Origin of the sequence: Archaeoglobus fulgidus DSM 4304 (genome assembly GCF_000008665.1) — an archaeon.
Classification (GTDB): domain Archaea; phylum Halobacteriota; class Archaeoglobi; order Archaeoglobales; family Archaeoglobaceae; genus Archaeoglobus; species Archaeoglobus fulgidus.
On sequence record NC_000917.1, the window covers coordinates 657689 to 683945 of the forward strand.

Here is a 26257-nt window from a genome sequence, read left to right on the forward strand (position 1 = left end):
TTTGTGAATGAACTCCTGAAGAGAGCCGCCGAGCTGGCAGGCAGGATTTTGAAGAACGAAGAGGTCTTAGTGGTGACCCACATCGATGCTGATGGCATAACCGCAGGAACCATCGCTCACACCTCTCTGCTGAGGGCCGGTGTTGAGAGCGGGATTAGGTTCGTAAAGCAGCTCGATGAGAGCGAGATTGAGGCGATAAAAGACGAGAACACCTTTGTCTGGTTCACGGACATAGGCAGCGGGGTTCTCAACATGCTTGACGGGATAGAGTTTGCAATTACCGACCACCACCTCCCGCAAAGTCATCATCCAATGCAGCTGAACCCGCACGATTTCGGCTACGATGGTGCTTTTGAGCTCAGCGGTGCGACAACAACCTATCTTGTCTCAAAATACCTGCGAAACGGAAGGACTCTGTTTGACTACGAAAACGACAACTCCGACCTTCTACCAATCTCAATCGTCGGAGCAGTGGGGGATTTGCAGGACTCAAGGTGGGGCATGCTGAAGGGTCTGAACAGGGAGATAGTCATGGAGGGGTTGAGGAAGAAACAGATTGCCGTTTTAAGAGACCTGAGATTCTTCGGCAAGCAGACGAGGCCCGTTGCGAAGATGCTCGAGTACAACTCCGACCCCTTCATTCCCGGAATTACCGCCAACGAGTCGGGGGTTCTTAACCTCCTGGAGAGCCTTGGAGTCGATCCGTGGGTGAGGTGGATAGACCTTGAGATTGAAAAGAAAAGGAGGGTCGTTTCCGCCCTAGTCAGCCTTGCCATGGACTTCGGCATTCCATACACGAGCATTCTGAGGATGGTCGGGGAGTGCTACATCCTCGTGAACGAGGAGGAGGGGACGGAAAAGAGGGATGCGATGGAGTTCTCCACACTCCTTAACGCAACTGCCCGCTACAATGAGGCCGAGGTTGGAATGGGTGTTTGTCTGGGTGATGAGAGGGCGTATAGAAGGGCGAGGACACTCTTGCAGAACCACAGAAAGAACCTTTCGGACGGAATTAGGTTTGTCGACAGGGAGGGAATAGAGGAGCTTGAGAACATCCAGTACTTCCACGCGGGGAGCAACATTCCCGATACTATCGTGGGAATCGTTGCAGGGATGTGCTTCTACAAGGGAAACAGGGAGAAGCCAATAATAGCCTTTGCTGAGAGCGACAAGGGTGTTAAGGTGTCTGCCAGAGCAACCTACAGGCTCGTTGAAAGGGGAGTGCATCTTGCCAAAGCCCTCAAGAGGGCTGCCGAGGCGGTTGGTGGAGTTGGAGGCGGGCACAGCGTTGCAGCGGGAGCAACAATTCCTGAGGGAAGGGAGGACGAGTTTTTGAAGCTCCTCGACAGAATAATAGGGGAGCAGCTGAGGGGGTAATGTCTTTAAGTGTGAGAGAAAACTGAATCTATGGAGGTAATAAACGAGAACATTAGGGCGGCCATGTGCTACACCCTCGGCTTCGTAACAGGAGTTCTCTTCCTGCTGTTCGACAGAAGCCCCTTCGTGAGGTTCCACGCGGTCCAGTCCACCCTAACATTCTCAACAATAACGGCTCTGGTCATTTTGCTTCCAGTTCTGCCCGGCGGTGCGTTGCTCTCCAGAGTGGTGATGGCCTTCAGCATAATTCTCTGGGCTTTCTGCATCGTCAAGGCAAGCAGAGGAGAGGCATTTAAGCTGCCGATTTTCGGAGACATTGCAGAGGAGCAGTTGAGCCTCAACTATACCTGACTCACAGAACTGAAACAAAAACTATTTCTACCTCCTTTTACACTATATATGATTGGTGATCAGATGAGGCGGTTCAACTGGCGCAAGTTCAGAAGAAAGGGCATGAGAAAGCTTTTTAGCAAGGATGAAAAGCTCCTTGAGAGCAATGTCTCCGAAATAAAGACCGCGACCAGTGGTGGAAGCATAAAGGAGATCTCCAAAGAGGTCCTGCCTGAAGAATGAAGCTGAAGATTAAGTTTGTCGGTTTTGACCAGAAGGAAGTTGAAGTTGAAGTTAACGGGCAGAGGTACTCGGAAATCCTTGAGTCTCTCGGCATCAACCCCGAAACAGTTGTTGTAGTCAAGGACAACATCCCTGTACCGGTGGACGACGTGGCAGAAGGAGGGGAAGTAAAGGTCGTGAGAGTTATTTCGGGTGGCTAGATTTAAATATTTTTTCTAAATTAAAATTTTCCCGGCAAAATGTAAAGAATAAAACGTTATAAAAGTATTTAAACCAAAATACAGCAGAAAAACTTATAAATGATGTTGAATACTCGCTTCTGAGGGAGTGATGTCCCATGCACAAGGAAGAAATAATATTGCTGCACCTGACCCTCTACAACATTAAAAAGCTTTTCGAAAATGCCGGCATCGCCAACGGCCACTTCAAGGCCTATGATGAGCTGGGCGTTCAGCCCGTGCACATTCACAAAAGCAAAACCGAGCACAAAAAGGCTATTTCCCTGCTTTGTAAGGGGATTTCGGAGATTTTTAGGGAGCGCAGCCCTGAGGACCTGATAGAAAGCGAGAATTTGAAGTTCGTAATCGAATCTATTGCACCTGAGCTGTGCGAGCCATGAGATAAGCGTCCTCTCCGTCACTGTAGTAGCCACTGATAACATCGATAATTTCGAATCCAAATTTTTTATACAATTTTTGAGCCTGAACGTTTGAGACCCTAACTTCCAGGGTTATCTTCCTCTTTCCCCTCCCCTCAAGCCTTTTAATCGCTTCCGAGAGAAGCATCTTTCCTATACCCATCCCCCTGAACTCTTTCCTCACAGCAAAAGCTATTATCTTGCCTGTAAACTCGTCAACATCCATCGTAACGATGTAACCGGCTATTTTCGACCCTATGTCCGCAACAAGCAGGTCGGTGCCGTAGGTTATGTAAACGTAAACGTCATAAGCAGGATTGCGCGGAGAGAAGGCTTCCTTATCTATTTCGAGAACTTCCTTAAAGTCCTTGTGCGTGTAGTCCCTGATTATCACCGTCTGCACAAAACTTAATTGCCCCTCTGAGATATAAAAATTGTTCATGCTGCAAATTGCCGACTACATAGCAGAAAACTACAGAGGTAAGGTCGTGGAGGTGGGAATAGGGAGATTTACTGCGGTAGCCGAGCTTCTGGCGAGGAGGGGCTTTGAGGTTTTCGCAACGGATGTTGTTGAGCGGAGAGCTCCTGAGGGTTGCAGATTTTACGTTGACGACGTGACAAAGCCCAACCTCAAAATATATGAAGGGGCCTCTCTCATCTACTCCCTCCGCCCACCACCGGAGCTTTTTTCCGCAATAGTCGAGGTTTCGCGGAAAGTTGGTGCGGACTGCCTCATCAAGCCCCTCTACGGGGACTACATGGAGGCGAGAATTGTAAACTATAAAGGTGCGCAGTTTTACCTCATAAGGAGGGAGAATTATGATTAAGGAAATAGAGGTTGAGCTGGACGGTTTCGGGGACATGGCCGACATAACCCCTGAGGTTGAGAAATTCGTCAAGGAGAGCAGCGTGGAGAGTGGCGCGGTTCTCGTCTTCAGCGTTGGAAGCACAGGGGCCGTGACAACCATCGAATACGAGCCGGGCTTGAAAAAAGACCTTCCGAGGATTATGGAGAAGATTGCCCCCTATGGGGACAGCTACGAGCATCACAAGACGTGGGGGGATGACAACGGTTCGGGGCACGTTAAGGCGAGCATAATAGGCCCATCCGTCCTAATTCCCTTCCACAACTCAAAACCGATTCTGGGGACATGGCAGCAGGTTGTGATTATCAACTTCGATACCAGAAGAAGGAGAAGAAGGGTAATCCTGCAGATTCTGCGCTCATGCTGACAAAGCTTTTCCTTAAAAAGAAGTTCGAGGAGTATTACTCGAAAAATGAGGTTGAACTTCCGAGGAAGTTCAAAAACAGAGAGTTCGCCTTCGTCCCGCTGGAATTGCTTCCCGATTTTGTGATGCACCGGCACATATCCTTCAGGTCGGAGACTGACTTCAGAGCCTACATACTGTCCAACGTTCCAGCCCACATCTACTTCTCCTCCGCATACTACGAGAGACCCGCTGAGGACAAAATGGAGAACAAGGGCTGGCTCGGTGCGGACCTAATCTTCGACATTGATGCGGACCACCTGCCGGTAAAAGCGCAATCCTTCGAAAAGGCTCTTGAGATGGCGAAGAGGGAGATTAAAAAGCTTACAGCCGTCCTTCGTGCGGATTTCGGAATAAGAGATATGAAGATTTACTTCTCAGGCGGGAGGGGGTATCACGTTCACGTCCACGACGAGGAGTTCCTCTCTCTGGGAAGCGCGGAGAGGAGGGAGATAGTGGATTACCTCCGCCTCAACTCCCCTAAAATCGTGGTTGAGGACAGGTTTGCCAACTCAAACGCGGCAAAGAGGGTTCTGAATTACCTCAGAAAGAAGCTTGAGGAGGATGAGAGGCTGACCAGCAAGCTCAAAATCAAACCTGCAGACCTGAAAAAGGAGAAGCTAACGAAGAAGGTTATCCGTGCTGTCGAGAAGTTTGACTACTCCGCCCTCAGCATATACATCGATGCTCCAGTCACTGCGGACGTTAAAAGGCTGATAAGGCTTCCGGGAAGCCTTCACGGGAAAACCGGACTGAGGGTGACGGAAGTTGAGGATATTGAGAGCTTCAACCCTCTTAAAGATGCTCTTGCTTTCGGTGATGAAGCGGTCGTGGTAAAGGTAGCGAGAAAGCTGAATTTGAGCATCGGGGACTTCAGCGGGAAGATTTACCCGGGAAGAGTTAAACTGCCCGAGTACGCAGCGGTGTTTCTGATTTGCAGAGGGGATGCAAGCTACGATTCCTAAACCTTCTTAACCGCAGAGATCAGTTTGACGTTCATAACGCCTCTTGCGGCTGAGATTTTGTCAACGAGCACTTTTATTCTCTCCATTTTGCCCTTAACCAGTATCATCTCAAGACACTGGTCCTCGTTGAGGTGTATGTGCGTGCTTGAGGTGATTATTTCATGAAAATCGTGCTGCAAGTCGATCAGTAAATCGCTAACGCCCTTTACGTGATGGTCGTAGAGCACCACAAGAACGCCCACAATCTCCCCTTTTTCGCTCTCAAGCCACCTGTACTCGGTTATATACGTCCTTATTGCATCTCTGATGGCTTCACTTCTTGAGGAGTAACCTCTGGTGGATATTATCCTATCAAACTCGTCTAAGAGATTTTTCGGCAGGCTCACACCGATTCTCGTAATGCCCTCTTCCATGCATAACTTCGTTCGGAAATTTATAAAAAAGTATTCGTTTGCGGCAAATCCGAGTTTTAAAATTTTCAATACAAAATTAAATCAAAGATTCCATGCAAGTTTGATGAGAACCCTGCAATCAGATTAGCCACCTGTTCAGATTCTGCAGAATGTCCTTCATTTCCAGCACAGTAAGGTTTACGCTGTCAAGAAAATTCCGTGCGCCCTATAATAGTGGCTATTTTGAGTTTTCGTGAAAAATTCTGAAAAGCTCTTAAAAAGGCGAGAGGCGATTAAAAAGTTTTCAAAAAACCCTGATTATCTCCCCCATCCCCTTGCTCCTTCCCTCCCTGAAGATGAACTTCTGGCCTTCGTAAACGAAGTGGGGGTGATATTTGAACTTCATTCTCACTATTCCTCTGTCTCCGGGCTTGAGGTATTCCTTATCCATCTCAACAAACGTCACAGTCTCTGAAATGGTTTCGACGTGCATAACCGGCTCGTAGCCGACGCTGATTAGGGTTGGGTGGGTGAAGACGTAAATCTCAGCATCAAACTCCCAGACAGCCCTTGGCTCTTTCCTGCTTATGACCATTCCCCTCCTCAACTCGTCGTACCTTACTCCTTTGACTGCAGCACCAATTATGTCTCCCGCCTTTGCTCTGTCGATTCTGTAGTGGTGCATCTCTATGCTCTGAATCCTCACCCTCCTGAAGCTGCCATCCTGAAAGGGTCCGATGTAAACCTCATCGCCCTCAGCAAGTTCTCCGCTCTTCACGCTCCCGCTCACGACTGTCCCCACTCCAGTAACACTGTAAATCTTGTCGATGTACATGAGGAAGTCTTCGTCAGCAGTATAGCGCTTTGGCAGGTGCAGGAAAATCTCCTCAAGGATGTCGTAGCCCTCCAGAGTAACAGCAGAAGTTATGACTACGGGAACGAGAAGTTTGTTGCTTTTTACCATCTCAGCAGCTTTTCTGGCGTCGTGCCTTGACTTCAGGACGGTTGGAACCCTCCCAACTCTCCTGAGAGTGGCTGATATCTCCTGCAAAACCTCACTGAGTCTCGCATCGTCGACCATGTCCGCCTTGGTTACAGCCACGATGACGGGCAAATCCATCGCGAGCATTATTCCGAGGTGTTCTTTTGTCGTTCTCATCACACCATCGTTTGCAGCAACCACGAGGAGGCCGTAATCGACCTTCTGCCCCAACAGACCTCTTATGGTAGTCCTGAGCCACGGCTCGTGGCCTACGGTGTCAACGAAGCTCACCAGCTTGTCGGCCGTTTCAACAACCATTGCTTTCTCTGCCTTGCTCAGCGGATTTTTCATTCTCAGAACTTTTCCGTCTTTGTAACCGAAAACGGCAAAGCTTATTTCAGCACTCAGCCCCCTCTCAATTTCGTGCTTCAGAACGTCTAAATAAACTCTCGTCGCGCCATCCCCATCGTCTGGCTTTCCCGTGATGAGGCAGCCGACGAGCGTTGATTTCCCGTGGTCAACATGTCCCGCTGTTCCTACCAATATGTGCTCCTTCGCCTTTGTCTTCCTTATCTCCACCAACCCCACGTAGCCTCCGTTAACCTCATGCCTCTCAACGGAGCTTACCTCAGCCTCAATTTCGGTGGCAAGCTTTTTCAAAACCTCAATGGTTTCGGAAAATTTGTTTTCATCAATACCCTTTATCTCACCGCTGTCTGACACGCCAACAACGTAAAGAGCCACACCCTTTCCCATTATAATCCTGTGGTTCATCTGGCAGGCGAGCTGCCTGAACCTGCCCTCTTTAAGGTGAAAGTTGCCCAAGAACTCCTTGAACTCTACGTTTTCTCCCTCTCCCCTCTCCAGGAGCTTGAGGATTTTTTCCACAATTAAATTTCCATGTTGGGGATTTAATTTTTCCGATTGGAGCACCAAACCTTTATAATGTCCATGCAAAATAAACACGATGAACCCGCTGGAAACGGAGATTGGCGGTTTAAGAATGAAAAACCCTCTCATGCTTGCAAGCGGGATTATGGGCAGTAAGGTTCACTCCCTCAATCTCATCGCGCGGGATGCGGGAGCGGTTGTTACAAAGTCTGTCGGTGTTGAGGAGAGGGAGGGCTACAGGAATCCGACCGTCGTAAACTGGAAATGCGGGCTGATAAACGCAGTTGGACTAGCTTCTCCTGCGGCCAAAGATTTTGCCGAGGAGCTGAAGGACTACACGAATGAGGCACCTCTCCTCATAAGCCTCTACGGACATTCCGTTGAGGAGTTTTCCGATCTCGTTGACACCTTTGACTCCGCTCTTCCCTATCTCCACGGTTACGAGCTAAACCTCAGCTGCCCTCACGTGAAGGGAGCGGGCCTCGATATAGGAATGGACCTTGAGCTTTCAGCGGCAATAGTTGAGGAGCTGAAAGGAAAGACGAAGAACCCAGTTTTTGCCAAGCTGTCAGCGATGCACGACTACCTGAAGCTCGCAAAGGTCCTTGAGGATGCCGGAGTTGATGGAATAACGATATCAAACACTCTCAGGGGAATGAAGATAGACATAATGTCTGGAAAGCCGGTTTTGAGCAACCTCTCTGGCGGTGTGAGCGGGCCGGCAATCAAGCCCATAGCCCTAAAGTGCGTTTACGACCTCTACAAGGAAATCGAGGTTCCAATAGTGGGCTGTGGGGGGATAACGAGCTTTGAGGACGTTCTTGAGTTTATAATGGCAGGTGCAAGGGCCGTGCAGATAGGCTCGGCGGTTTACTACAGCCGGAGAATTTTCTACAGCCTGAAGGAGAGCCTGATAGCCTTTACGAGGGCAAGAGACTGCACAATCTCCGACCTCATCGGAATCGCCCACAGCTGAGCTCAACGGGCTGGGAAAGGAGGGGACTTCTCAGCATTTTTTCGAAGAAGTTTTCGTCCCTCAAAACAGCCCTGGCTGCCGAAGCCATCTTCGCCCCTGCCATTATGATTCTCTCCCCGCTCTCGATGTCAACGAAGGAGTTGTTTCCTATCACATTCCCAATTCTTGAAATTCTCTCAATCAGGGAAAAATCGCATCCACCACCCGGAATCATGGCATCGACATGAATTGCCAGACAGCCGGCATCGAAGAGCTTTCGAGCGATCTTCTCGTAATCCAATTTGTGACCTCCCCTTATTTTCACGAATGTGGGTGCTATTCTTGAGGTTTTGCTGACGATTTCCACCAGCCTCTCGTGGTTGAAGAGCAGCCACTCCCCGCAGCCTATCTCAACGAACTCCGGCTGCCTGCAGTGAGCATTTATTTCAATTATGCCTTCAAACTCCGCTACCAGTTCAGCAACGTTCAGGTAGCCTTCAAGGGATGAAGACCTTACGTTTACCGCAAACTTCCTCCTCCCAAGCTTTTTTATCTCGCCTTCAATTCCGTCAATCCCGAACAGAAACTCCTTTCTACCCCTCTTAACGGCTTTTTCCGCCGCTTCAAGGGCCCTTCTGTCAGCATTGAACCCTCCTAGGATTACAAGCGACGCTTTCTGCTTTCTGCAAAACTCCGCATTGTTCACTCCGGCCATCGCAGAGAGAGCGAGGCGGTTCTCAAATATCATATCTCAGCTCGTTTAGCCTCAAAATCCCGTCGAAAACTCTGCTCGCCCCACCCGTCATGTAGGCAGTATCCTCTGTAAGCTCTATCTTGAGCAAACCTCCCTTCGTTACAACGTCAACCTTACTTCCGGTTAGGCCGAGCCTGTTTGCTATTGCCGCAACGGCAACGCTTCCGGTTCCGCAGCTCAGTGTTTCCCCTTCAACACCCCTCTCGTAGGTTCTGACCGTAATTGTGTCCCCATCAACTTTCGCAAAGTTTACGTTGGTTCCCTCCGGAAAAATCTCGGAATAGCGGATTTTTCTCGCAAGGGGGACGATGTCGAAGTCGAGACTGTCCACGAAAACGGCCACGTGCGGCACTCCGGTGTTGGCAGCGTAAATCCTGAACTTCCTGCCGTCGTGCTCCACCTCATACCCCCACACGTCGGTTTTTGCTGGAATCTCCTCCCTTCCAAACTTAGGCTTTCCCATGTCAACCTTCACCCACCAGCCGTTCTCCCTCTTTACCTCAAGCTCAAGAATCCCAGCGAGGGTTTCTACTCTCAACCTCTCCCCAGCATAGCCCTCCTCCACGACGTAGCGGGAGAAGCACCTTATACCGTTCCCGCACATCGCAGCCTCGCTGCCATCGCTGTTGAAGTACCTGAACCTGACGTCCGCCTTTTGCGAGGGCTGAACAAAAAGCGCACCGTCAGCACCAACGCCGAAGTTTCTGTGGCATACTGCCCTTACAAACCTCGGCTTCTCCTCTTCTCCCACAATCACTCCTTCGAATTCGTCAATCAGGACGAAGTCGTTACCGTTACCGTGCATTTTAGTAAAGGCAATTCGCATGAAGCAAGTTCGGGCGAGATTTTTAAAAGTTCCCGGCAACTTTATCTGTGAAGGTCGGCATCGTTCTGAATCCGCACGCCGGCGGAGGGTTTGATGACTTGAAGAGGAGAGTGGTGGTTAGAGTTCTGAAAAAGCTCGATGGGGAGTTTGTTACTGCTGACAAAGTAGCGGAACTGCTCGGCATCGAGGCTGAGAGGGTAAAAGTTAAGGAGACAAACACGAGGCTCGACACGGTAAATCTGGTGAAAGCTCTCGACGGCAATGTTGACGTTATAGCCGTTTTCGGCGGTGACGGAACCGTAAGCGACGCAGCATCAGCCAAACCGCAAACACCCCTCCTATGCATCGGCATCGGCACGACCAACGTAAGTCCTGCGCTCTGTCCACCGGACTTTGACAGGCTGGAAGAGGTCGAGATGAGGGGGCTGGTGGTCAAATTTGGTGGGGAGGAGAGAGTTGCCTTCAACGATGTAGTTGTTGGCTCCACGATACTGTCAACGGTTGACGGAAAAAGAGTTCAGGTTGATGCGCGGAGGTACATGAGGGGCGAGAAGGTCATAGCCACGCCCAGAAAGTTCAGAGCAAGGGTGGAGGTCGGTGAGAGGGTTGTTGAGGGCGTTTTCGGCAACATCTTTGTCGCAATGACCGACAGGAGATTTCTCGGTAAGGGTATTGCCGGCGGAGCGTCCCTCTCAGCTTTCCTCGGCTTTAAAGGTGTCGTGGCGTGCGTGAGCGAGGGAATTGTTGTATCCACCTACACAAAGGAAGATTTGAGGAGAGTAGAGCCCATCGTCACGAGCACCATCAGTTTTGACGATGAGGTGGTGAAAATAGATGCTGACGAGGTCGTTTCGTGCGACGGAAATCCGCTGGGTGTGGGTAGGGCAGAGGTGGCCATTGAAGATGGGGTTGTGAGGGTTCTGAAACCTTTTAAAGAGGAGGAGTGATGAAGGGGCGATGAATGTTTGCATTGCTGGTGCCGCTGGAGATGGAGTAAGAGGGGCTGGGACTATTCTCGGAAGGATTTTCTCTGAGCTTGGCTACCACGTTTTCGTGTATCAGGAATATCAGTCTCTGATCAGGGGTGGGCACAACGCCAGCGTGGTGAGAGCATCGCTGAAAGAAATTAACTCCTACAGCTATCACTACGACGCCCTAATCTGCCTTCGGGATTACGTATTTGAGAAACACGCCGATAGGCTGAGAGGGTTGCTGATTAGCGATTCTTCCCTTAACCTAAATTATGACCCAAAGCTGGAGTTTCCGATTGCCGAAACGGTAAAGGAGCTTGGCCTGCCCGACATTTCGAGAAACATTGCGGCCATTGCCATTTTCTGCAGGTCGGTGGGGGTTGAGAGGGGCGTTGTTGAGGAAGTAATCAAGGAGGAGCTTGGGAAGAGGGGTGAGGAAAACCTCAGAATTGTTGGGAAGGTTTATGAGAGCCTTGACCTTTCTGCTGAAGTTGGGCGTGTTGAGCGGGTTGGTGAGAAAAAGGAGCTCGTTTCCGGTGCGAGGGCAATTGCCGAAGGGATGCTGGCAGCCGGACTGAAGTTTTACTACGCCTACCCCATGACGCCCGCCTCGCCAATACTCCACATTCTGGCCGCAGACAGCAGGTGTGTAGCTCTGCAACCCGAAAACGAGATTGCCGCAATAATGATGGCCATAGGGAGCGCCTTTGGCGGGGAGAGGGCTGCAGTGGGGACGAGCGGTGGTGGGTTTGCGCTGATGAGCGAGAGCATAAGCCTTGCAGGGATGGCTGAGGTGCCCGTTCTGATCATTCTCGCCCAGAGGAGCGGGCCATCCACGGGAATGGCGACCTACACCGCTCAGCAGGACCTTTACTTTGCCCTTAACCCAGCGCACGGCGAGTTTCCGCTTATAGTTGCATCACCCATAACCATCGAGGACTCCTACAGGCTTGCGGGTGAGCTTCTGAATCTGGCATGGCAGTTCCAGACACCAGCAATACTTCTGACGGAGAAGCACATCACGGAAAGCCTTGCAACAGCGAAGCTCGAAGGGGTGGTTAAGAGGGAAGTAGAGATTTTCAGAGAAAAGGGGGAGCTTTTCAAGAGGTACGCGATAACGGAGAGCGGTATTTCCCCCTACGCTGCCCCTCCGGCCATATTCAAGGCAAACAGCAACGAGCACGATGAATACGGCTTTGCAACCGATGATGCGGAAACCGCAACAAAGATGTACGCGAAAAGGATGAGGAAGGAGGAGGAAATAAGGAGGGTCGTAGCGAATCTCAACCCCTACGTGGTGGTAAAAAACGGGAAGGACTGGATTGTTACGTGGGGCAGCAATTTTGGAGCTGTGAAGGAGGTTGCTGAGGAGCTTGGATTCAGCGTGGCGGCGATCAGGTACATGAGACCCCTCTTCCTGCCGAAAATTAGCGGGAATGTTTTCTGCGTGGAGTGCAACTACACGGGACTGCTCGCAAGGCTGATCGAGGCTGAGGGGGTTGAGGTTAAAAGAATCCTCAGGTGGGATGGAAGGCCGTTTACGCCTGAAGAGGTCAGAGAGGAGGTGGAGAAATGGTCAGGATAACCTGGTGTCCCGGATGCGGGAACTTCGCGATTCTCAAAGCCTTTGAGAGGGCAAGCAGGAGAGTAATCGAGGAGGGCTTTGACATTGCGGTCTCGTCTGGCATAGGGTGCCATGGAAAGATTTCAGACTACCTAAGTCTGCCGGGTTTCCACGTCATTCACGGCAGGGTTCCTCCTTTCCTCACCGGCCTGAAGCTTGCAAACCCCAATCTGGTGGTTGTTGGATTCTCAGGAGATGGAGACGGGCTTAACGAGGGTGTGGAGCACCTCGTCCATGCGGCGAGAAGAAACACCGACATTACAATAATCCTTCACAACAACGGCGTTTTCGGGCTCACAACCGGGCAGGTTACGGCAACCTCCCCCAGAGGCAGGAAAAGCAGGTCAACTCCCCGCGGAAATCCGGAGTATCCTCTAAACCCGTGCCATCTCATGCTCGTCAGCGGGGCCACGTTTGTCGCGAGGGTCTTTGCAGGGGAGCAGGAGAGGCTGTCGGAAGTTTTTTACAATGCAATGAAGCACAAAGGCTTCTCGTTTGTTGAGGTTATGCAGCCGTGCGTGAGCTTCAACAACTTCTGGGAAATGAGGAAGGAAATTTACTGGATTGAGAGGAGCAGCGACCTTCTCGAAGCCATGAAAAACTGCTCGGACGCAAAGGCCTGCGGAATTTTCTACGCTGAGGAGAAGGAAACTTACGAGGATGCGGTATGGAAGTCTACGTTTTGAGGCTGGGGCACAGGCCGGAAAGGGACAAGCGGATCTCGACTCACGTTGCTCTGACAGCGAGAGCCTTCGGGGCTAAGGGAATATACTTCGATACTGAGGACAAATCCGTTTTTGAGAGTGTCAGAGACGTTGTGGAGAGGTGGGGAGGGGACTTCTTCATCAAGGCAGTGAGCTGGAAAAAGCTTCTAAGGGAGTTTGACGGGCTTAAGGTTCACTTGACGATGTACGGCATTCCCCTGCCTCAAAAGCTTGAAGAGATCAAGAGGGCTGATAAGGTTCTCGTGGTTGTTGGGGCGGAGAAGGTTCCGCCGGAGGTTTACGAGCTTTGCGACCTGAACATCTCAATCGGCACTCAGCCGCACAGCGAGGTTGCAGCACTTGCAGTGTTTCTCGACAGGGTTCTGGGCAAAGTCTTCGACATCAGCTTTGATGACGCAAAGATTAAGGTGATTCCGAGCGAGAGGGGAAAGAGAGTCGTTTCAGAGTAGCTCTATCTCGATCTCGTCCTTTGTTGCCTCAATCCTTCTCAGCCTTTTGGCAATCTCGAACCTCAGCCTGTCCGGCACCCTTTCGTCGGCACTTTTCAGACCAACTTTGTCGAGGATGAAGCTGAATAGGAGGTTGCTGTTGTAGAAGAGCAGAGCCGAAAAGCCAAGGTCGAGGTAAAGCCTGAAGTTCTGCTCACCCATCATCAAATCGTATCCCCTTTCCCTCAGCCACTCCTCGAAGTCAGCAATCGATAGCTTCACGAATGCTTGTGGTGAGGGAGCTTTAAAAGCTTTGTCAGATTGCCCTGTAAACGCTGAAGTTCATGCAGGAGACGTCGGTGAGGGGCTCTCTGAACGCAAGGAACGCTGGAATCCTTTGCAACTCTGGTGTGGTCCAGAAGGTCCAGCATCTGACGACCATGGTCTCCACGAACTCCAGATTTGTCTTGTCCAGCCTCATGTCGTTGGTCGCGTTGACCACGATGTAATTTCCAGAGATGAAGCTTCTCCCCTCAACACCCGTCGTTATGAAGTAAGCCCTGTGGTCCCTGAGGTACCATGCAAGGGGCCAGTACTCTCCAACACTCGTGAAAACGTAAACCGTCTCATTTTTCGTTTTCTCCGCGAACTCTCTGACGTCGTACTGGGTTGGGAGGTAAAGGGCAGGCTCTGCAGGATTAACCGGGTTGATGTGGTTAACATGGATAGAACCGTAGGCTGAGAAGAGAATGCAAAGTGCGGCGAGCGCGGAAATCTTTTTTCCATCCAAATCAAGCCTGCTCAATCCGATTCCCGTGAGGAGATACATGGGGAAGAGGATGTGGACGTCGAGCCACGGAACCTTTTCCTGCATGTAGGAGAAGAAAATCAGACTGCTGAGGAACCAGTAGGCCGCAAAAGCCTCGAAGTTCGTTCTTTTCTTGATTATAACATACACCGCAAATGCTGCAGCCAGAAAGGCCGGCAAATCGTAGAGAAGGATGAGTTCGAGGTAGTAGTACCACGGTCCGGCAATTCTCGCTATATCGTGCTGGTACTTCCAGTAGCTCACAGCTTTCACGGCCGGAAACTCTGAGAAGTTCGTCAGAGGGGTGGTGTAAGTGAAGAAATTGGTGTAAAAGGCCGAGTATATGGCGAAAAAAACCGCAATTGAAACTGCCAGATCGGAGAGCCTGAATTTTTTGACGTCAAAAATGAAGTACAGCAGGAAGATTGCCGCTATTGGATAAAAGGTCTCCTTCAGCGTGGCGAAAAGAGCGAGGAAGGTAAAGGCCGCTACCAGCAGCAGCGTGTCCCTGTCCAGCTTGAAGTCTGTTAGCCTCTTCTCCCTTTCAAGGTACCTGAAAATGAAGTAAACGAAGAGGGCGGTGAAGAGAAGCTGGAAGATGTCCGCCCTGCAGAACCTCGAGTAGTTCACGATTACCGCCGAAATCGTCACAAGAGTTGAGGCTATCAGCGCTGCCTTACTCCCAAGAAACCTTCTGTAGAGGAGGGGTGTAAGAGCCACAACCACGCCGGTAATGGCGGGAAGGATGCGCAACGAAAACTCGCTTTCCCCCAGCAGCTTAACAGGAGCGTAGAGGATGTAGTAAAGCAAAGGGCCATGATAGGCGGGGTCGTACCTGTAGGTTCCCTGAAAGAGGGATTTCAGAATCGTAGCGTGAATGCTCTCGTCGAAGAATAAGGGTGGGAGGGAGAGGTTGTAAAGCCTTATCAGAGATGCTATGATGAGCAGGACGATGACCGGGAGAGTTCTCCTCATGAACGAAGGAGTTCAGGCCGATTTATATTTATTTTTTCGAGGTGGGTAAAGCTTCGTGTGGAAACAATTTTTAAATGAGCTAAGAAACTGCTTAATACCTAAAATCAACTTTAAAAAGTCTCCTCAATCACTTTTGTTCGGCAGGCGTATTTCAAAGCCTCCTTTACCCACAGTTACGAACAACTGAATGTCACATAACCCAAATCAATGTTCCCAGTTCCCTGCCCTTTACACTCCAATATGGCCGCTAACTACTACTTCGAAGCTTTCTCTTTGAAATTTCCTCCCTCACTGTCCTTACAAACTCCTGAACCTCCTTTGACTCCGTATCGTATATTCTCCAGCTCTTTGCCACCTTTTTCTTCTCAAGACTATCTTTTCCTACGAACTCGTAAAAAACACTGCTCCTGTAGAGGTAAAGTCCGACAGCACCGAGACCGAGCAGGAAAGCGGGAACTCCTATGCCAAGAACTCCCAGAGCTATAACCGCTCCCCCAACTGCAAGCAGCCTGACATCTCTTCCGGTAGAGAGGGTCAATCCGTCGATTTCGGAGTATGACAGCTCTGCAAAATCCTCACCCTTTGTCGTTGCCCTGTACCTCAGAATTCTCGCGTTGGTTGCGTAAAACTCGTACCCCGTTAAGCTGTCCTTGCAATGCGATAAAATCTCCTCCTCGGGAGAGAGGTAGTACCTGATTCCGCTTTTCACCTCCACCTCGTCGGAAGTAAGCTTCTCTATCAGCCTCTTCACCTCGCTGACCTTCTGAGCCTTCTTCTTGAGGTAGTCCTCCACGTAGTCCTTTACCTCTCTGGAATGCTCGAGCAGAGCGTCGAAACCCTTCTTAGTGAGCTTAAAACCATCCGATTTCTCCAGATAGCCATCCATTTCAAGTTTTTCAAGAAGTCTGTCCAGCTCGCTGGCCGAGATAGGAAGGAGAGTTTTGATATCAACGGAATGGCTCACACCTTCGGATATAAGGTAAAGGATTACTATCTCTGTCTTGCCCAGCTCAACAGGCTCAGCATTGCGCTCCTCCTCAAGCCTCTGCAGAAACAGCTTTGCTTCTCCAACCTTTCCTAATACATCCTCTTCGGAAATAAGCCTCTCAATTTCCTCTCTCGCGTCATCGTCCGAAGCGAGCGTTTCAATGTGCTTCCTCACCTCGCTGACCATCTTCACGACCTCTTCATCCATTAAAACCTCAAAACCCCTCTTTGTCAGCTTGAGACCGTTTGAGTTTACCAGGTAACCCTCCTGCTCAAGATTTCTAATTATGCCCTCAACCTCGCTGTCCGAGATGGGAAGGACCGTCTTAAGCTCTTCAACACTACCTATACCTTCAGAAATCATGTAAAGCGTTACCGCCTCAGTTTTGCCAATCATCATTAAAACTGCACTTCATACTTAAAAAATTTATTGACCAATCTCATAAAAATTATGATAACAATAAGTTACTCCTCACCATACACAGCAGCGTACACAAGCTCAGTGACGTCCATCACCGCCATCTGCTTGTCAGCTCCAACAGCCTTCACGCCATCCTCAAGCATTATCATGCAGAAGGGGCAGGCAACTGCCAGAATTTCCGCACCGGTTTCAGCAGCCTCCCTTGCCCTTATGTTGTTTGGCCTGTCCTCGCCCGGATACTCTCTAACCAAGTTTCCTCCACCACCGCCACAGCAGAAGCTCCTGTTCCTGTTCCTCGGCATCTCAACCAGCTCAACGCCCGGAATGGCTTTCAGAATCTCTCTTGGCAGCTCGTACATTCCGTTGTATCTGCCGAGGTAGCAGGGGTCGTGGAAGGTCACCCTCTTCTTCACCTCGTGCTTCAGCTGAAGTTTCCCCGACTTTATCGCATCGTAGATAATTTCGAGGATGAACTTGGCCTCGATACCTTCATACTCGTTCTTGAAGGTGTTGTAGCAGTGCGGGGAGGTTGCGAAGAGTCTCTCAACGCCGTACTTCTCGAAGGTCTGGTAGTTTTCCTCTCTAAGCAGCTGGAATAGCCCTTCCTCTCCAACCCTCCTTACGTCATTTCCGCAGCACCCCTCCTCCCTGCCGAGGATGGCGTAGTTGATGCCGATGTCCGAGAGCAGCCTGGCAAGCTTTATCGCAACCTGCTGGTTCCTGCTGTCGAAGCTGTGGCCGCAGCCCACAAACCACAGCCACTCGAACTCCGGATTGTTTTTGACAGTCAGCACCTCCACATCGCTCTTCTTCACCCACTGATCCCTCTTGAACTTCGCCTCTCCCCACGGGTTCTTCTGCTTCTGCACGTTCGTCAGGAAGTCCCTTATATCTGGCGGTGTTTCAGCGCTCTCAACCAATCCCCTCCTCATCTCCCCGATTATCTCCATCTGCTCTATGTAAACCGGACACATCTCCATGCATGCCCTGCAAGTTGTGCACGCCCAAACTGCTTCCTCATCCAGAACATTGCCAACGAGCTCGAAATCACCGAGGTTGCCGGTAATGTCGGATTTCTGGTTGAGGCTCCTCCTGAGGTTCTGCATCAGGTACATGGGCGAGAGAGTTGTTCCGGAGTTAAACGCCGGACAGTTGTCCTGACACCTCCCGCAGCGCATGCATGCAAGGCTCGAAAGCAGGTCCCTCCACTGCAAATCTCTTGCACTTACAGCACCCATGTACTCCTCATCGCTAACTTCCCTTGCCCCAACTCTGTTCGTTTTCGTCAAAATATTGAGTGGTGCAGCTATGGCATGAAGGAGCTTCGTGTAGGGGACAAGGGCGATCAAAGTCAGGGCAAAGATGGAGTGGGCCACCCATACCGCCCTGTAAGCAGAGACATCAAAGGGCAGGGTTGAGGCGATTAATCCCCCAATAAAGGCGGTGTATGCGGGATAGCCCGACGCAATTCTCAATGCCTCTATTGCGAATCCGAGGAGGGCAACAATTAACAGCCCAAAAAGCACTCCGCCGTCATCATTGGCATATGGCCACTTCTTTGCGAACCTTGTGGGTTTGACAATGTAGCGGTTCACGATTGCTATTAAAAGTCCTGTGAGAAACGCTAAGCCGGCAATGTCCATCAGGGCCTCATGGATGAGGTAGAAGGTGCCCCTGAAAAAGTCCGACGTCACGTGGTCGGCAATTGTAAGAACCGCCGTACCGACGGTAAGGATGGCTACCCCCCAAAGAATCAGCACATGCATCAAACCCATCTTGGCCTCACGCAGAAACAGGCGCACGAAGAAAACCGAGTCCTTCAAAGCTGTGATAATTCTTGCAGGAAGGTTATCAAACCTGTTCTCATCGTTCCTGCCAGCTTTAATTATTCTGTACAGCCTGAAAAGGCCGAACAGGAAAACTATTCCAGCTACTATAAAGTAAAGGTAGTGAACCGTGACATGAAGCTCCTCAACACCCCAAAGAAGTTCTCTTGTCGGTTCGACCATTTCACCACCCCCTTTCGTTTTTTTGGAAGAAATCGGAGTGATATTTTAAATTTTTGTGTATGAAAGATTTCGCTGTATTCGAAATACGTGTAATTATTTTGAACTCAACGGAGCTAGAATCGAGTTAAAGATGAGTCTGAATTGAGTACGAATAGGTTTTGAAAAAATTTCGAAAACGTTATTACCTTCCCATCATTGACTTTGCTATGGAGCACGTGGTTTATGTTGTTGGACACAAGAATCCCGATACAGACAGCGTCTGTTCTGCAATTGCCTTTGCCTATCTCTGGAACAAGTGGAAAGAGGGCGGAAATGTGGCCAAGATGATGAAGATTGAGGCTGAAGCGAAACCAGTAATCCAGGGAGATGTGAATCCGGAAACGAAGTACGTTCTTGAGAAGTTTGGGTTTGAAGTGCCTGAGATTATGACGAACGGTGAGGGCAAGAAGGTTGCCCTCGTTGACCACAGCGAGAAGGCACAGACCGTCGACGGCATAGACAAGGCTGAGGTTGTTGCAATCGTTGACCACCACAAAATCGGGGATGTTACCACCCCACAGCCAATACTCTTCGTCAACCTGCCTGTAGGGTGCACTGCAACTGTCATAAAGCTGCTGTTCGACAAGACGGGAGTTGAGATTCCAAAGGATATTGCCGGAATTCTGCTCTCCTCGATACTGAGCGATACGGTAATATTCAAGTCGGCGACAACAACCGAGCTTGACAAGGAGGTTGCAGAGGAGCTCGCGAAGATTGCAGGAATTGATGACTTGACGAAGTTCGGAGTGGAGATCAAGGCCAAGCTTTCCGCAGTTGACGATTTGACGGCCATGGACATCATAAAGAGGGACTACAAGGACTTCGACATGAGCGGGAAGAAGGTTGGTGTGGGTCAGATTGAGCTTGTTGACCTCTCGCTAATAGAAAGCAGGATTGACGAGATTTACGAGGCAATGAAGAAGATGAAGGAGGAGGGCGGCTACGCCGGAATCTTCCTGATGCTGACCGACATAATGAAAGAGGGCACAGAGTTGCTGGTGGTTACAGACTATCCGGAAGTTGTCGAGAAGGCCTTCGGAAAGAAGCTTGAGGGCAAGAGCGTGTGGCTGGATGGTGTGATGAGCAGGAAAAAGCAGGTTGTACCGCCCCTCGAAAAAGCCTTCGCTGAACTCTAATTTTTTATAAATTTTTGCTGGATTCATTTTATCAAGACCAAAAGGTTAAAAAAGGTTTGTGACCATTAGATATATTTGTGAAAGCTGAGACGACGACTGGTGTAGAGGAGCTGCTGAACGAGCTTGTTGGGAGGGCCGCTGGTGAGGTTGGTTTGATTCTCTTTTCGCTTGGCATTGAGGGTGAGTTTACCGATGACCAGCTTTCCCTTGAACTCGGAATAGAGATTAACGAGATAAGAAAGGCTCTGTTTGCGCTATACGAAATAGGTCTGGCGGACTACGTGAGGAGAAGGGACGACGAGACAGGGTGGATGGAGTACTACTGGCGGATAAACTACGACAAAGCGCTGGACGTGCTCAAAAGGGAGCTTGAGAAGACTGCAAAAAAGCTGAGGGAGAAAATAGAGGCCGAGACGAGCACCATCTACTACATTTGCCCCAACATGTGCGTCAAAGTTTCGTATAACGATGCGATGGAGCTCAACTTCACCTGCCCACGCTGCGGGGCGATGCTTGACTACCTGGACTGCAGCAAGGCTATAGAGAAGATTGAGGAGGAAGTGAGGAGGATAGAGGAGATTCTGGAGTCTTTAGATAAAAATTCGGGTTAGGTGGAAAACAAAACTTGTCTGAATATAACAATAATTTCGTGAACGTTGCTAAGTTTAATGCTTGCCATCGCATTTTCCGAGTTCGAGCATCTGCGGTAGGACGTTTTAGTATCATCCAAGGTTGTGTTAAAAACGTCTCCACTCCTCTCAAAAAACCTGCACCAAGCATCCTTGTTTTCCGTACCCCTCAAAATTACATAGGCATCGTTGAAGTCCTGCCCAAGGTTGCTGACGCTTATTAAGCTCACATTGCTGTTTCCCTCATTCAAAACAAACCTAAATCTCCCTGAGCCCCCTATGGACAGCTCACCATCCAGCAAAGGAATTGTCATTACGAGAAATCTTTTTCCTGGTGTGGAGAGGGTTGCGTTGTAGAGAATTCTCGGCTCGTATAGCAACTTTGAGTAATCCTGGTTAGAGTACTTTGAAAAAACGCTTCCCGCTTCCAGCGTTAAAAACCAGTCCTTGTATCTGTAAACAATTTTTCCGATGGTGTGGTTAAGGGTGCACGCTGAGAAGTTGTAACCGGTGTGAGTGCAGGCAGTATAAAGCCTTCCAGTGGAGAGGTTTATGCACAATGGAACGGAATTTGGAACTCTGCCGCACGGCAAGTTTGAGGGATTCGTTTCAGTGTAGTTGACGAATGCTACAATGAACTCCGGATCACTTTTGTCAAGAGTTAAGGTCCCTCCCTGCAGTTCTATTTCAACCGCCTGAGAAGGAACCTCTCCAAAGGAAACGGAATGGATGATGTACTGTATCTTCTTGAAGCTCTGCTCCAGACTCTGCGACATGACGCTCCTCTTCATGTCCTCCGTCATGGTGTTAACCTGAACAAAAACAATGGCAAGTACGGCCATCACAATTCCAAAGATGTACATGTAGCCCAGAATCTCCGATACGGCCTTGCTCATGTGACCTCAACCCTCGTGAAAATTATGCTGATGTCGCCACTGGCTTTCTTAATTTTTATCGTGTTGTCGATGCAGTCATCATCCTCGAAATCAGCGGGCTTTGACGGAACGTCGTTTAGCGCTTTTTCGAAAGATTTTTTCCATATATCGCAGAATTCCGACTTAAGTTCAAAGGAGGTTACGTTGCTGAAAATTGTTGTGAAGTTGTGTTTGAAGTTGATAGTGATTTTTTGTCCTCCGGCAGAGTAATCTCCTATAAAGTCGTAGATTGACAGGTATAGCGTGTCGTTGGTGACTATGATGTCAGGTTCGGATATGGGAATAGGATTTACCGAGCCATACTCCTTAACGAATATTCCCGACTCGAACACGATTTCCCTTCCTGCGATTTCAATGTTAAGCGTATGCGTGTACCAGTCAACCTCTATGTCGTGAGCAGCATGAATGATTGCATTGATGTTAGGATTAGGATTTCCCTGCAACCCGGGTGGGAGTTCGGTAGTAAAAACTGTGAAATTGAAAAATCTCGCATTCGACATGCTCCCACCGTTGAGCTGAATAACTTTAGACGTTGCAACCTCACTGCCGTACTTCATTCTCTGCACAATTTCCTTGATTTCGGCCATGTTTTTTACGGCGTTCTGGTAGTTCACGTTGTCTATGGAGTTTGCTATAACTGGATGCGAGATTACGTAGATTATTCCGGCTGCGGTGACTATGACTACAACTGTAAGTAGTGCTCCCACAACTTCTGAAACGCCGTTGTTATTCAAGTGATATAGCACCTCCCTCTCCCTTTCTTATTGTAACTTTGTCCCTATCGGACTGAATCAGAAGCTTGCATTTCCCGTCAGCGGGCGTTGTGCCGGCAGGACACTGCGTGGTTTCTTGGCCAAGATAGTTGAGGGCGGTAAATTCAATGTAGGATTCGGTAGCTCCGTCAATATTTATATCGTAGGTTCCCTCCGGCGCATCCTCTTTCACCTTCAGCTTCACAACAAGCTCAACAACCTCGTCTTTCTGTATTGACTGAAGGTCTATTTTTATTACTGTCTTGTCCGCTAAGTGCTCAACCTGTAGATTTACAGGGGTGCCCTTGTTGGACGTTGCATGTGCGCTGACGAACTCAAAAATACCACCCGTAGAAACGTTCACAGTCTCATGTATTGAGATGTTCTTTGCGGCTATCTGGAATATGTTGAAAATGGTCTTGTAGGCTTCAATAAGCTCCTCGCTGGTTGTAGCGAAGAAGTAGCACGCTTCGCCGTTGTCCGGACGGGGTGAGGCTATATCTCTAAGGAAAGCCTGCCCGTCACTGCCTATATCCGTCCCGAATCCGATTGTACAAATTGGTATATTGAAGCCATTAACCTTTATGTTTCTCTTTATATAATCTGCCACACATAATGCCTGTTGAGCACCATAATGCCCGTTATCCCTGACACATTTGTTTTTACAAGTGTTGTTGAAGTAGTCTTCATTTTTGTCGCATGTTGTTGTCTCACCGTCAGTCAGCAATATCATCAACGGGCGTGTGTTGTTTATGCACTCTGTGCAGTTGTTCTGTGTTTCGTCAGGCCATATCGGAAATACTTTCACTCCCCAGTACAGGGCGTCGGCGTGGTCTGTCGCCAGTTTAGCGTATAATCCCTCGATTTCATTGTTCACTCTGAGTTTATCCTTAGTCATATACTTGAGTGGTGTCTGATTAACTGAAATCCTCTCAGCATATGTTGTGAATGTTGCTAGACCTACGAAGTCACCCTCTCCAAGCATGTTATTGAAAGTTATTGCTGCCAATTTTGCGGCATCCATTCTTTTCATAACAACTTTTGGTTCTATGACAATACTTTCTTTTGTCAATGGAACAATTATGATTTTATAAGTTCCCGGAGTGGGGTTTGGTACAAAAAAGTCCGAATAAAAATCGTATCCATAATTGTTCCAAGCGTAATACCACCCATAATAGTTCCCATCATAATATCTCTTCAGAACATATGTTTTCTCGGATGGTCCCACCACCCATTGGTCAAGGAGGACATTTTCTCCGTCATAGGTGAAAGAATTGTAACCACATATTCTCTCAATATATCTCCAATATCTTACTCTATCGTCTACTGTGTAATACTCGATTGTATTCCAATCGCTCCAATACGCGTTACTCCAATACGGCGTGTGGTCCAGTCCCGTAATTGCCAACCACTTATACTCAACCAATCCCGGCAGCTCAAAGCTGATTTCCTGATAGTTCTCATAGGGAACGGTTTGATTTAGAATCTCTTCTGTAGAATTAAATTTAACGAGGATCGTTAAATTTATTTGCTTGGGGGCTCTCGCTACAACCTCAATTGTGTAGTTACCCGGACCGACAGTGTCGGAATAGTACTTGCCCAACTTTGCTCCTTCTGAGTACTCGTTACCACTTTCCACATTATTAACATACAATCTAACAAAAGAGGCGTCATACCCTTCACCGTACCAAGGACAGTTGGCATAACATGCCTTACAGGCATCATCTGTGTACCATTCTGGAAGTCGGTCAGTCGTGTAAGCCCAAATTTCAAGTTTCCCAGAATCAGTAAGATTTATTGTTTTCCTTACAATTTTGGGAACAACAGTTACAGTATAGTTTTTGTATATTGTAGGGTCCATCATGCTCCCGGAAACATCAACCACATGCACAGTAGAGAGGTTAATTGCCTGATTTACAAACCCTCTGCCCTCCAACCTCAGATGAACTTCAAAAGTCTCTCCCGGAGAAACGTCTTTTGGCTCGACCCACTTGTCGTAAACCAAGTAAGGGTTTGACTGCGCCGGCTGCTCAGACACAAGCAGAGATTGAGTATAGGTTCCATTACATCTTAAATTTCCGTTTTCGGTGTATTCTGGCTCATCAATCCATGCAAAGATTTCTGCCTTGCATTCGTATTCATAAGTTCCAACTTGGTTGCAGCCAGTAATGTCATCAACTTTAATATCAAAGCTGGCTGACTTTTCAGTTCCATGTATAACCGTTCCATTCCAGAGGGTGATATTCCAAGCCACATTTTTTGTTATTTCGTCAGAGTTATCAAAGTACACGTCCACTTCGGTGCTGCCTCCCTTCTCAATACTGCTTGGCGAGAACTTAAACCGGGGTTTGACTTCAAAAGGACACTCCTCCTCTCTCCCATAAACAATTTCAGGTTTCTCTTCTTCACCTTCCGCCTTTGTGCTTATAAACTCACCCTGGGCGTTTATTTCAAGCTTTTCTCCGTTTGGAAGGATGAACTTGTCCAATCCAAGCCCGCTCGCAGACTCAAATTCACCCGTGGTGCTTTTTACTCTCACAAAAACGTTGCTTCCTTCCTTTTCCAACTTAACGTTGTACTCATAGTCACCAACTTCAGGTAAAATGGACACCTTCGTTTTAATGTAGCCAGAGGGCGGCCTGAGCAAAATGTAGTCTGTGTAAAAGGCAGAAATCTGGGAAGCCACATCGGCAAACTGGTTTTCAACAACCCTTGAAACCTGAGCTTCAGTGAGTGTGTCGTGGATTGATAAGCCTAAGATTACAACAAACACTCCTAGAATAGCGGTGAGTAGCAAATACTCTAAAAGTAACGAAACTCCCCTTTCATCGGGCTCAACAATCACTTCCCGCACAATAATCCACCTCCACGTTCTTAAACTCAACCTTATCTACCCCAACATAACAAACCCATCCATTTTTGGCGCATAGCGTCTGTATTTGCGAATTGACCTCACTGTCCCCTCCAAAGTTCTTCTGGATTTCCTCCAGATTCCTGATTTCCTCTTTAGGGAAGGCGAGCATGGCCCTTGAGCTTTCCACACCCGCAATAATGTTCTGGGCGTAAACATAGGACAGAGTTAGAACGACAATCACAACTACGAATGCAAAGAGGAGTATCATCTGCCCCTTCTCATCCATTATGTTCTCCATAGCGTTAACCTCACCTCCACAACTTTGGTTGTTGGCGTGGTTAAGTTAAAGCACTCTGAATTGTTTAAATCCTGGACAACAACAAACCTGCTCACCCTAACAGCGTCGGGCGTGGGTGTTTTGTTAAATCCGTAAAGCGCATGGCTTTCAATTTTTGAGCCATTAACCCATATCAGCTCAACCTTCCCGAAGGCATTTAGACTATCGAGAATTTTTGACAGGTTCGCATTAAATTCGTCAGGGGCTTTGAAGCCGGATGAGCAGTTCACAATTGCCCCCTTTAAGGATGAGTTGCCACCATCTGAGTCAAAAACTCTTAGGATGTCATATCCAAGCTGCTTTAGCTGAACGTTAGCGTAATCGCTCCAGGAGGGGGCGATGACAACGGTGCTCTGGAAGATGGTGTAAACTGCGAGGAGAATGAGCAGTGAAGCAGCAACCCCTTCGAGCGTGAAGGTTTGCCCCCTCAAATCCATACCGCCACCTCCAATTTGCAAACACACCTTTCCGCGATGCTTTCACAGGGTATTGCGGTGCAGTTGTCAACGTAAACCAGCCTGTCAAACTTGATGATGTTGCCCATTTCAGGCAAATTATCCCCACCGCTTACGATTTCTGTGTCATTGAGGTACTTCAGGCTGAAGTAGAACTTATACTTAAAATTCGTAGAATTCAGTCCCAAGTAATTCCTCACAGTGTCCCTGCAGGCCGAGTTGCTTAAAAGCTCTTGTAGCTTGAATATTTTGGATGTATTGAGGTAATTGTATTCTGTTCCGTTGTTTTCGTCAAATATTGCCAATCCGGGTCGAAATTCTTTGCTAATACAGTTGGAGGTGTCAACCGCAGTGCACCAGTCATCTGGATACCCCGGATCCTCCACAAGCAAAGCAGCAACACGATACGCATGACTTCCGAGGGCAATCTCATGCCTTACGTCGGCAAAAATCCCCGGCAGAAAGTTGGCTACGAATAAGAAGGTGGTGAGAAATATTGAAAGTCCTAGCAACAGGTCTAAGCTCAGTTTAGCTTGGTTGTCCATATCATA

General features: G+C 48.8%; 30 protein-coding genes. 15 read left to right on the forward strand and 15 right to left on the reverse strand.

The window, feature by feature from the left end; genetic code table 11:
- Positions 1-3 precede the first annotated feature (3 nt).
- The 5 genes from AF_RS03725 (at position 4) to AF_RS03740 (ending at position 2569) form a co-directional block, all read left to right on the forward strand.
- Positions 4-1377: a single-stranded-DNA-specific exonuclease RecJ gene (locus tag AF_RS03725; protein ID WP_010878238.1), complete on the forward strand. Its 1374-nt coding sequence runs from the start codon at positions 4-6 to the stop codon at positions 1375-1377.
- Positions 1378-1407: 30 nt separating this feature from the next.
- A complete protein-coding gene (locus tag AF_RS03730) occupies positions 1408-1728 on the forward strand; it encodes a DUF4870 domain-containing protein (protein WP_048064277.1) in 321 nt (106 codons plus the stop codon).
- A gap of 48 nt (positions 1729-1776) precedes the next feature.
- Entirely contained in the window at positions 1777-1950 is a 174-nt protein-coding gene (locus AF_RS13055) for a hypothetical protein (RefSeq protein WP_156029505.1), read from the forward strand.
- The gene (locus tag AF_RS03735; protein ID WP_010878240.1) at positions 1947-2150 is read left to right on the forward strand and encodes a MoaD/ThiS family protein; all 204 of its coding nucleotides are present in this window, start codon (positions 1947-1949) and stop codon (positions 2148-2150) included. Before AF_RS13055 ends, AF_RS03735 begins: the two co-directional genes overlap by 4 nt.
- Positions 2151-2287: 137 nt before the next feature.
- A complete protein-coding gene (locus AF_RS03740) occupies positions 2288-2569 on the forward strand; it encodes a UPF0058 family protein (protein ID WP_010878241.1) in 282 nt (93 codons plus the stop codon).
- Here the strand turns inward: AF_RS03740 and rimI are convergent.
- Positions 2541-2990, reverse strand: coding sequence for a ribosomal protein S18-alanine N-acetyltransferase (rimI, locus tag AF_RS03745; protein WP_048064278.1), 450 nt, complete (start codon positions 2988-2990; stop codon positions 2541-2543). The two genes, AF_RS03740 and rimI, sit on opposite strands and share 29 nt — an antisense overlap.
- A gap of 37 nt (positions 2991-3027) precedes the next feature.
- Here rimI and AF_RS03750 point away from each other — a divergent pair, with 37 nt between their 5' ends.
- The 3 genes from AF_RS03750 to priS are packed head-to-tail and all read left to right on the forward strand — an operon-like array spanning position 3028 to position 4821.
- Complete coding sequence (locus tag AF_RS03750; protein ID WP_010878243.1) at positions 3028-3414, forward strand: UPF0146 family protein; 387 nt, start codon at positions 3028-3030, stop codon at positions 3412-3414.
- Entirely contained in the window at positions 3407-3820 is a 414-nt protein-coding gene (locus AF_RS03755) for a secondary thiamine-phosphate synthase enzyme YjbQ (RefSeq protein WP_048064279.1), read from the forward strand. Before AF_RS03750 ends, AF_RS03755 begins: the two co-directional genes overlap by 8 nt.
- Complete coding sequence (gene priS / locus AF_RS03760; protein ID WP_048064280.1) at positions 3814-4821, forward strand: DNA primase catalytic subunit PriS; 1008 nt, start codon at positions 3814-3816, stop codon at positions 4819-4821. The genes AF_RS03755 and priS overlap by 7 nt, the downstream gene beginning before the upstream one ends.
- On the opposite strand, the gene nikR is transcribed toward priS, so the two are convergent.
- Together nikR and AF_RS03770 are read right to left on the reverse strand one after the other, a co-directional pair.
- Positions 4818-5234, reverse strand: a complete 417-nt coding sequence (gene nikR, locus AF_RS03765) for a nickel-responsive transcriptional regulator NikR (RefSeq protein ID WP_010878246.1) — start codon at positions 5232-5234, stop codon at positions 4818-4820. The genes priS and nikR overlap by 4 nt on opposite strands.
- Before the next feature lie 283 nt (positions 5235-5517).
- Complete coding sequence (locus tag AF_RS03770; RefSeq protein WP_048064281.1) at positions 5518-7083, reverse strand: GTPBP1 family GTP-binding protein; 1566 nt, start codon at positions 7081-7083, stop codon at positions 5518-5520.
- Positions 7084-7162: 79 nt separating this feature from the next.
- Between AF_RS03770 and AF_RS03775 the strand changes: the two genes are divergently transcribed.
- Complete coding sequence (locus AF_RS03775; RefSeq protein WP_010878248.1) at positions 7163-8062, forward strand: dihydroorotate dehydrogenase; 900 nt, start codon at positions 7163-7165, stop codon at positions 8060-8062.
- Here AF_RS03775 and AF_RS03780 read toward each other — a convergent pair.
- Complete coding sequence (locus AF_RS03780) at positions 8040-8789, reverse strand: MJ0144 family RNA dihydrouridine synthase-like protein (protein WP_010878249.1); 750 nt, start codon at positions 8787-8789, stop codon at positions 8040-8042. The genes AF_RS03775 and AF_RS03780 overlap by 23 nt on opposite strands.
- Positions 8779-9621 carry a diaminopimelate epimerase gene (dapF, locus tag AF_RS03785; RefSeq protein ID WP_010878250.1) on the reverse strand — a complete coding sequence of 281 codons (843 nt, stop codon included), beginning with the start codon at positions 9619-9621 and terminating at the stop codon, positions 8779-8781. Before dapF ends, AF_RS03780 begins: the two co-directional genes overlap by 11 nt.
- A 47-nt stretch (positions 9622-9668) precedes the next feature.
- Between dapF and AF_RS03790 the strand changes: the two genes are divergently transcribed.
- The 4 genes from AF_RS03790 to AF_RS03805 are packed head-to-tail and all read left to right on the forward strand — an operon-like array spanning position 9669 to position 13390.
- Positions 9669-10568, forward strand: a complete 900-nt coding sequence (locus tag AF_RS03790) for an NAD(+)/NADH kinase (RefSeq protein ID WP_010878251.1) — start codon at positions 9669-9671, stop codon at positions 10566-10568.
- Positions 10569-10578: 10 nt separating this feature from the next.
- Entirely contained in the window at positions 10579-12177 is a 1599-nt protein-coding gene (locus tag AF_RS03795) for a 2-oxoacid:acceptor oxidoreductase subunit alpha (protein ID WP_010878252.1), read from the forward strand.
- Positions 12165-12902: a thiamine pyrophosphate-dependent enzyme gene (locus AF_RS03800; RefSeq protein ID WP_010878253.1), complete on the forward strand. Its 738-nt coding sequence runs from the start codon at positions 12165-12167 to the stop codon at positions 12900-12902. The genes AF_RS03795 and AF_RS03800 overlap by 13 nt, the downstream gene beginning before the upstream one ends.
- Entirely contained in the window at positions 12884-13390 is a 507-nt protein-coding gene (locus AF_RS03805; RefSeq protein WP_010878254.1) for a tRNA (cytidine(56)-2'-O)-methyltransferase, read from the forward strand. The genes AF_RS03800 and AF_RS03805 overlap by 19 nt, the downstream gene beginning before the upstream one ends.
- Here AF_RS03805 and AF_RS03810 read toward each other — a convergent pair.
- The 4 genes from AF_RS03810 to AF_RS03825 form a co-directional block, all read right to left on the reverse strand.
- Positions 13382-13651 (reverse strand): hypothetical protein, encoded by a 270-nt coding sequence (locus tag AF_RS03810; RefSeq protein WP_010878255.1) that lies wholly within the window; start codon positions 13649-13651, stop codon positions 13382-13384. The genes AF_RS03805 and AF_RS03810 overlap by 9 nt on opposite strands.
- 34 nt (positions 13652-13685) lie before the next feature.
- Positions 13686-15152, reverse strand: a complete 1467-nt coding sequence (locus tag AF_RS03815; RefSeq protein ID WP_010878256.1) for a flippase activity-associated protein Agl23 — start codon at positions 15150-15152, stop codon at positions 13686-13688.
- A 247-nt stretch (positions 15153-15399) separates the two neighbouring features.
- Entirely contained in the window at positions 15400-16539 is a 1140-nt protein-coding gene (locus tag AF_RS03820) for a hypothetical protein (RefSeq protein ID WP_010878257.1), read from the reverse strand.
- A gap of 65 nt (positions 16540-16604) precedes the next feature.
- Entirely contained in the window at positions 16605-18569 is a 1965-nt protein-coding gene (locus AF_RS03825; RefSeq protein WP_010878258.1) for a heterodisulfide reductase-related iron-sulfur binding cluster, read from the reverse strand.
- Positions 18570-18775: 206 nt separating this feature from the next.
- Here AF_RS03825 and AF_RS03830 point away from each other — a divergent pair, with 206 nt between their 5' ends.
- Together AF_RS03830 and tfe are read left to right on the forward strand one after the other, a co-directional pair.
- Entirely contained in the window at positions 18776-19744 is a 969-nt protein-coding gene (locus AF_RS03830) for a manganese-dependent inorganic pyrophosphatase (RefSeq protein WP_010878259.1), read from the forward strand.
- 77 nt (positions 19745-19821) lie between these two features.
- Positions 19822-20355 (forward strand): transcription factor E, encoded by a 534-nt coding sequence (gene tfe, locus AF_RS03835; RefSeq protein ID WP_010878260.1) that lies wholly within the window; start codon positions 19822-19824, stop codon positions 20353-20355.
- Here tfe and AF_RS03840 read toward each other — a convergent pair.
- Genes AF_RS03840 through AF_RS03865 form a run of 6 tightly spaced genes read right to left on the reverse strand, consistent with a single transcriptional unit; the run spans position 20352 to position 26251 of the window.
- The gene (locus tag AF_RS03840; RefSeq protein ID WP_010878261.1) at positions 20352-21269 is read right to left on the reverse strand and encodes a DUF7289 family protein; all 918 of its coding nucleotides are present in this window, start codon (positions 21267-21269) and stop codon (positions 20352-20354) included. The genes tfe and AF_RS03840 overlap by 4 nt on opposite strands.
- Positions 21266-22042 (reverse strand): DUF7289 family protein, encoded by a 777-nt coding sequence (locus tag AF_RS03845; RefSeq protein ID WP_048064283.1) that lies wholly within the window; start codon positions 22040-22042, stop codon positions 21266-21268. Before AF_RS03845 ends, AF_RS03840 begins: the two co-directional genes overlap by 4 nt.
- Positions 22035-24914, reverse strand: a complete 2880-nt coding sequence (locus AF_RS03850; RefSeq protein ID WP_010878263.1) for a vWA domain-containing protein — start codon at positions 24912-24914, stop codon at positions 22035-22037. Before AF_RS03850 ends, AF_RS03845 begins: the two co-directional genes overlap by 8 nt.
- Positions 24895-25212 carry a hypothetical protein gene (locus AF_RS03855; protein WP_010878264.1) on the reverse strand — a complete coding sequence of 106 codons (318 nt, stop codon included), beginning with the start codon at positions 25210-25212 and terminating at the stop codon, positions 24895-24897. Before AF_RS03855 ends, AF_RS03850 begins: the two co-directional genes overlap by 20 nt.
- Positions 25200-25688 (reverse strand): DUF7288 family protein, encoded by a 489-nt coding sequence (locus AF_RS03860; RefSeq protein ID WP_048064284.1) that lies wholly within the window; start codon positions 25686-25688, stop codon positions 25200-25202. Before AF_RS03860 ends, AF_RS03855 begins: the two co-directional genes overlap by 13 nt.
- Positions 25679-26251, reverse strand: coding sequence for a DUF7287 family protein (locus tag AF_RS03865; RefSeq protein WP_010878266.1), 573 nt, complete (start codon positions 26249-26251; stop codon positions 25679-25681). The genes AF_RS03860 and AF_RS03865 overlap by 10 nt, the downstream gene beginning before the upstream one ends.
- Between the last annotated feature and the right edge of the window lie 6 nt (positions 26252-26257).

What these genes read in the sequence shown, in the direction of transcription:
- AF_RS03730 (WP_048064277.1), top strand. Translation starts at nt 1,408, where the DNA reads ATGGAGGTAATAAACGAGAACATTAGGGCGGCCATGTGCTACACCCTC.
- AF_RS13055 (WP_156029505.1), top strand. Translation starts at nt 1,777, where the DNA reads ATGATTGGTGATCAGATGAGGCGGTTCAACTGGCGCAAGTTCAGAAGA.
- AF_RS03735 (WP_010878240.1), top strand. Translation starts at nt 1,947, where the DNA reads ATGAAGCTGAAGATTAAGTTTGTCGGTTTTGACCAGAAGGAAGTTGAA.
- AF_RS03740 (WP_010878241.1), top strand. Translation starts at nt 2,288, where the DNA reads ATGCACAAGGAAGAAATAATATTGCTGCACCTGACCCTCTACAACATT.
- AF_RS03750 (WP_010878243.1), top strand. Translation starts at nt 3,028, where the DNA reads ATGCTGCAAATTGCCGACTACATAGCAGAAAACTACAGAGGTAAGGTC.
- AF_RS03755 (WP_048064279.1), top strand. Translation starts at nt 3,407, where the DNA reads ATGATTAAGGAAATAGAGGTTGAGCTGGACGGTTTCGGGGACATGGCC.
- priS (WP_048064280.1), top strand. Translation starts at nt 3,814, where the DNA reads ATGCTGACAAAGCTTTTCCTTAAAAAGAAGTTCGAGGAGTATTACTCG.
- nikR (WP_010878246.1), bottom strand. Translation starts at nt 5,234, where the DNA reads ATGGAAGAGGGCATTACGAGAATCGGTGTGAGCCTGCCGAAAAATCTC.
- AF_RS03775 (WP_010878248.1), top strand. Translation starts at nt 7,163, where the DNA reads ATGAACCCGCTGGAAACGGAGATTGGCGGTTTAAGAATGAAAAACCCT.
- AF_RS03780 (WP_010878249.1), bottom strand. Translation starts at nt 8,789, where the DNA reads ATGATATTTGAGAACCGCCTCGCTCTCTCTGCGATGGCCGGAGTGAAC.
- dapF (WP_010878250.1), bottom strand. Translation starts at nt 9,621, where the DNA reads ATGCGAATTGCCTTTACTAAAATGCACGGTAACGGTAACGACTTCGTC.
- AF_RS03795 (WP_010878252.1), top strand. Translation starts at nt 10,579, where the DNA reads ATGAATGTTTGCATTGCTGGTGCCGCTGGAGATGGAGTAAGAGGGGCT.
- AF_RS03800 (WP_010878253.1), top strand. Translation starts at nt 12,165, where the DNA reads ATGGTCAGGATAACCTGGTGTCCCGGATGCGGGAACTTCGCGATTCTC.
- AF_RS03805 (WP_010878254.1), top strand. Translation starts at nt 12,884, where the DNA reads ATGGAAGTCTACGTTTTGAGGCTGGGGCACAGGCCGGAAAGGGACAAG.
- AF_RS03815 (WP_010878256.1), bottom strand. Translation starts at nt 15,152, where the DNA reads ATGAGGAGAACTCTCCCGGTCATCGTCCTGCTCATCATAGCATCTCTG.
- AF_RS03820 (WP_010878257.1), bottom strand. Translation starts at nt 16,539, where the DNA reads ATGATGATTGGCAAAACTGAGGCGGTAACGCTTTACATGATTTCTGAA.
- AF_RS03825 (WP_010878258.1), bottom strand. Translation starts at nt 18,569, where the DNA reads ATGGTCGAACCGACAAGAGAACTTCTTTGGGGTGTTGAGGAGCTTCAT.
- AF_RS03830 (WP_010878259.1), top strand. Translation starts at nt 18,776, where the DNA reads ATGGAGCACGTGGTTTATGTTGTTGGACACAAGAATCCCGATACAGAC.
- AF_RS03840 (WP_010878261.1), bottom strand. Translation starts at nt 21,269, where the DNA reads ATGAGCAAGGCCGTATCGGAGATTCTGGGCTACATGTACATCTTTGGA.
- AF_RS03855 (WP_010878264.1), bottom strand. Translation starts at nt 25,212, where the DNA reads ATGGAGAACATAATGGATGAGAAGGGGCAGATGATACTCCTCTTTGCA.
- AF_RS03860 (WP_048064284.1), bottom strand. Translation starts at nt 25,688, where the DNA reads ATGGATTTGAGGGGGCAAACCTTCACGCTCGAAGGGGTTGCTGCTTCA.
- AF_RS03865 (WP_010878266.1), bottom strand. Translation starts at nt 26,251, where the DNA reads ATGGACAACCAAGCTAAACTGAGCTTAGACCTGTTGCTAGGACTTTCA.